The sequence below is a fragment of the Planctomycetota bacterium genome, from assembly GCA_026387035.1.
Classification (GTDB): Bacteria; Planctomycetota; Phycisphaerae; order FEN-1346; family FEN-1346; genus JAPLMM01.
On record JAPLMM010000215.1, the window covers coordinates 1 to 4,019 of the forward strand.

Below are 4,019 nucleotides of genomic sequence, written 5' to 3' on the forward strand. Positions count from 1 at the left end.
TTCAAGGAGGCCGCCGGATTGCTGGACGACCGCGGCCGCGAGATGGCCCGGCGGTTCGGCCGGCAGGTGGACGAACGGCTCCTGGAGAAACTCGTCGGCGAAACCGGCGAGATCCCCGCCCACGAACTCCTCGAGGGCGTCGAGGTCTGGGACCTCTTCACCGCCTTCAGCCAGATCATCCGGACGCTCGGCTACACCAGGTCGCGCGAGGTCATCTACGACGATACGCCCGTCGAGCAGGCCGTCGAGGACCTGCTCGCGCGCCTTCAGGCCGCGAAGTCCGTCCTCTTCGTGCAACTGTTCGACCGCACCCGAGACCTGGGGTATCTCGTTACGATGTTCCTGGCGATCCTGGAACTGACGCGCCAGCGGCTGGTCGGCGTCGAGCAGGCCGCCGACTTCCAGGACATCCGCCTCTTCCTCAGGGATCCGCAGGCGGAAACCTACCGCGCGAAGAAACCGAAAGGCGCTGCCGCGAGCGCCGACGGTCTGGCGCGCCAACATCCCCGCCGCCCCACGGCCCACCAGCGCCGCGCGGTCCGCGAGATGATGGACGACGTCGCAATCGAGAAGACCGAGTTCGACGAAATCCTCGAATCCATCCAGGTCCCCGAGGTGGAGCCGTACCGCCCCATCTACTCCGAAAAAGAAATCCTCGGCCGGCCGGATGCGGAGTCCCCCGGAGAAACGCCGGCGACCGAAAAAGAGACGCCCGACGCCCCCGGCGGCGAATCGCCGGACCAGCCCGTGAACAAGGAGCCGCAACCCGAACCGCCGCCCGAGCCGCCTGCATAAGCAGGCGGGGACGCGATAGCGAAAACATGCCTTTGTCCTCCCTCTCCCCTTGCGGGAGAGGGTAGGGTGAGGGGGAAAAGAAACGACGAATAATGAATACCCAACACCCAACCGCAGAAGGATGAAGGGAACGGCAGGCACGGCGGCGCGATCCGTGACGTTTCTCACTTGGTTGTTCTGCGGTTGAATGTTCCTTGTTGGCTATTCGTTTTCTCGTCACCCTCACCCCTGCCCCTCTCCCATCAAGGGAGAGGGGAACTGGATCAACAGAGCAAATGCGAGAGGAAGCCCATGACCGTCCCCACTGTAGATGCAGACATCCCGAAGAAGATCGACCTGACGGCGAACGCCCAACTCGTGCTCGCCCGGCGGTACCTGAAGAAGGACGACCGCGGCGAGCCGATTGAAACGCCCGAGAACATGTTCCGCCGCGTCGCCGCCAACATCGCCCAGGCCGAACTCGTCTGGGGGGCGTCGCGGGACGCTCATGCCGCCGAGGAACAGTTCTACGGCCTGATGGCGCGTCTGGAGTTTTTGCCGAATTCGCCGACGATGATGAACGCCGGCCGCCGACTCCAGCAGTTGGCCGCCTGTTTCGTCCTCCCCGTGCCCGACGACATCGAGAAGATCTTCGACGCCATCAAGTACGCCGCCATCATTCACAAATCGGGCGGCGGAACGGGCTTCTCTTTCAGCTGCATCCGCCCCGCCGGCGACCTCGTCGAATCCAGCCGCGGACGCGCCTCCGGGCCCATCTCCTTCATGAAGGTCTTCAACTACGCCACCGGCGCGATCAACCAGGGCGGCTTCCGCCGGGGCGCCAACATGGGTGTCCTCCAGTGCGACCATCCCGACGTCGAAATCTTCTGCCGCGCCAAACGCGAAGAAGGCGAACTCGAAAACTTCAACATCAGCATCGCCTGCACCCGCGACTTCATGGAGGCCGTCCGCAAAGGGAGCGACATCCCTCTGGTGAATCCGCGCAGCCAACGGGTCACGGCGCGCGTCCCCGCCCGCCGCGTCTGGGAAACCATGGCCCGCGAGGCCCACGCCGGCGGCGACCCCGGCGCCATCTTCCTCGACCGCATCAACCAGGACAACCCCACGCCGCAACTCGGCTCGATCGAATGCACGAACCCCTGCGGCGAGCAGCCGCTTCTGCCTTATGAGGCCTGCAACCTCGGCTCCATCAACCTGAACAAGGTCGTGCGGAACGGGCGGATCGATTGGGACGCCCTTCGGCAAATCGTCCGCCTCGCCGTCCGCTTCCTCGACAATTGCATCGAGATGAGCCAGTACCCCCTGCTGCAGATCACGGAGATGGTGCACGGCAATCGGAAGATCGGCCTGGGGGTGATGGGTTTTGCGGACCTGCTCCTGCGCCTCGGCGTGGCGTACAACTCGGCCCCGGCCCTCGCGACGGCCGAGGAGGTCATGGCCTTTGTGCGGGCCGAGGCCGACCGCGCCAGCGCGGACCTCGGCCGCGAACGCGGGCCGTTCCCGAACCTGCCTGGCAGCATCTACGACCGTCCGGACGGGCCGGCGTATCGCAACGCCTGCCGCACCACCGTCGCGCCGACGGGGACGCTTTCGATCCTGGCCAATTGCTCGTCGGGCATCGAGCCGATCTTCGCCCTGGCGATGGATCGCCACGTCCTCGACGGCGAGGTCCTGCGCGAGGCCCATCCGCTCTTCGAGCAGACGGCGCGCGAGCGCGGCTTCTGGAGCAAGGACCTTTTGGCGCGCATCGCGGCGGCGCCCTCGCTCGCCCAGGTCGAAAACGTGCCCGAGGACGTGCGCCGGCTGTTCGTCACCGCCCACGAGATCGAGCCGAAGTGGCACGTCGAGATCCAGGCCGCCTTCCAGCGCCACGTCGACAACGCCGTCTCCAAGACCGTCAACCTTCCGCGCGAGGCCGCCGTCGAGGACGTCGCCAACGTCTATTGGATGGCCTACGAGATGGGCTGCAAAGGCATCACCGTCTTCCGCGACCGCAGCCGCCAGCGCCAGGTCCTCGTCCGGAGCCTCGAACCGGGCATGGAACTCGAACCGCCCCCGCTCGCCTGCAACCGCCCGGACGCCTGCTCGCGGCCGTAGCGCCTTTCTCCGTAACCTCTTGCCCCATTCCAACGTGTGGCACGGCCGGTCTTGTCCGGCCGTGCATCCCGGCGCGCCGGGACACGGCGGGGCTCCGCACCCGCCGCGGTACCCCCATACCTTTTAAAGCCCCACCTTGAGCGTAGCGAAAGGTGGGGACCCGCCCCCGAAACAGAAGGAGCGTTCCCGATCCCGGGAACGCCCCTGTTTTCGACAGCCTCAAGTCCGCGCTACGGGTGGTACCAATTCGAGAGGTGCGTCGGCCGCTCCGAGAGGAACACGACATCCACGTCGTCGGCGAAGCCCACTGCGTCCGCCTCCATGACGCGGCGATAGGTCCACTCGCGGTACCGGTCGTGGGCCGACTTTTGGCATCCCATCGCAATCAGCGACACCGCCGCCATAAGCACCAGAACGAGGAGCACTCGCTTCATCGATTTCCTCTCCTTCCGCGCGTTCGACCCCGCGGCCCCAACATCGGCGGGCATCCTAGGCCGCCCGGCACGGCCTGTCAACTGGAAAATCCTCGCTATGAGTGTTTCATAATTCCCTCTCCCCTTGTGGCCCCTCGGCCATGCTCGGGGCCACCCTGAGGAAAGTCGAAGGGTGGGAGAGGGTTGGGGTGAGGGGTTGCAGTCGTTTTGAAACAGCCTCTAACCGGAAGCGCCATCAAGGCTTGCGAAGTAGAACCGGGCCGGACCGTACCACCACCCGCTCTTCCGCCCCGCCGCGATTTCCCGAATCTCGCCTATCGCTTCCGCATGGACTTCCTCTCCCCGCGCCCGGGCCTGGGGGTCGCAGAAGTACGTCCGGCACCCGAGCGGCCGGCCCGCCCGGGCCGTGCAGACCGGACCCTCCTGGTAGGGGCAGCGCCAGGGAGCATCCGGCCCGCCCGGCGGAACGGGGCGGCCGGCCGGCGGCGGACCCGCCGACGCCACCAGCACACCCAGTTCCAGCGCGCTCGCAAAAAGCACAGGCCGGTCCGGACCGAATCGGCAGCATTCGCCGCACGCTCGGCACAAGGCCGATGCCGATTCCAGCGCCGCGTCCACCCGGGCGTACACTTCGTACACCGCGGCCAGTTGGTCGGGATGCGGCGGGCGAAGCGCCGGCGGCGCACCCCACGG

The 4,019-nt window shown here is 66.6% G+C and carries 4 protein-coding genes; 2 read left to right on the top strand and 2 right to left on the bottom strand.

Features of this window, described 5'->3' with window-relative positions; all coding sequences use genetic code 11:
- On the top strand, positions 1-795 hold a 795-nt coding region (locus NTX40_07590), incomplete at its 5' end, for a segregation/condensation protein A (GenBank protein MCX5648941.1).
- Positions 796-1,086: 291 nt separating this feature from the next.
- On the top strand, positions 1,087-2,892 hold the full coding sequence (locus NTX40_07595) for an adenosylcobalamin-dependent ribonucleoside-diphosphate reductase (GenBank protein ID MCX5648942.1): 1,806 nt from the start codon (positions 1,087-1,089) through the stop codon (positions 2,890-2,892).
- A gap of 230 nt (positions 2,893-3,122) precedes the next feature.
- Here NTX40_07595 and NTX40_07600 read toward each other — a convergent pair whose 3' ends face one another.
- Both NTX40_07600 and NTX40_07605 read right to left on the bottom strand, forming a co-directional pair.
- A complete protein-coding gene (locus NTX40_07600; protein ID MCX5648943.1) occupies positions 3,123-3,326 on the bottom strand; it encodes a hypothetical protein in 204 nt (67 codons plus the stop codon).
- 219 nt (positions 3,327-3,545) lie between these two features.
- The coding region (locus NTX40_07605; GenBank protein ID MCX5648944.1) for a hypothetical protein at positions 3,546-4,019 on the bottom strand (474 nt) is incomplete at its 5' end.

Bases quoted from the DNA above. Each gene is read 5' to 3' on its own strand.
- NTX40_07595 (MCX5648942.1), top strand. From the start codon at position 1,087: ATGACCGTCCCCACTGTAGATGCAGACATCCCGAAGAAGATCGACCTG.
- NTX40_07600 (MCX5648943.1), bottom strand. From the start codon at position 3,326: ATGAAGCGAGTGCTCCTCGTTCTGGTGCTTATGGCGGCGGTGTCGCTG.